Source organism: Paenibacillus sp. P4_E11, assembly GCF_056401635.1.
This window is the reverse complement of the sequence record NZ_JBFUIX010000643.1, coordinates 1-723: the sequence shown is the minus strand read 5'-3', so window position 1 is coordinate 723 and position 723 is coordinate 1. Positions and strand designations below refer to the sequence as shown.

Annotated in this window: 1 protein-coding gene; it reads right to left on the bottom strand. The window is 44.4% G+C overall.

Features of this window, described 5'->3' with window-relative positions:
• On the bottom strand, window positions 1–310 hold a 310-nt coding region (locus tag AC1DWB_RS36650), incomplete at its 3' end, for a hypothetical protein (RefSeq protein WP_477545954.1).
• Window positions 311–723 lie beyond the last annotated feature (413 nt).

Genomic DNA, 723 nt, shown 5'->3' with positions numbered 1-723 from the left:
CATATAGGGTCCCGACATACGTTGATATGTGGGATAACGGTATTTCTCGCTTGTTCTCTTTGGCCTCTTTAATCATCGTATGTCCCAACTCGATAGCGTCTTCAATGTTTGTCCAAAGTTTGCCGATGAACTCGATTCTTTTCTGTTCTCGTAAATCCTCAACCTCATCAGGAACTTCCTTGCTCACCTTGTCAATCGTTGCCCACGACATCCCCATTTCTTTCGCAACAAGGTTCTTTGATTTGCCAAGTGAGAGCAGCGCCTTTATTGTCTCGCGTTGCTGATCATTTGGCGGTACCCCTGCTCCCATCCTCACTCACTCCCTCTCTTGGCCTTTATGCTATCGTTTATGCACTATCTTGCTATCACTTGCGTAATAAGCGGCCTTTTATGGTACAAATCATGTACTATCTTGCTATACGGCCTCCGTCCCTATGGGACTAAGCGTATTCGGTCGTTCCGATGAAATGCAAAAACACCCTCGCATGGAGAGTGTCTTGTGTGGGTTGTCCGGCATGGCTAACCTAATACCATATTAGCACGGATTATCAACGGATTATTGTACTAAATTGCCTTCTTTAGCTGATTTTTCGCAATCTTTTGACTCTACTGCTGATCTTCGCAATCCAGTCATAAGAGTAATCCAGTTTCGTGGCTATTGCAGCTATGGGTAATTTCTCCACATCCCGGTAATAAGCAACACGATATTCAAGTGTATCGAAT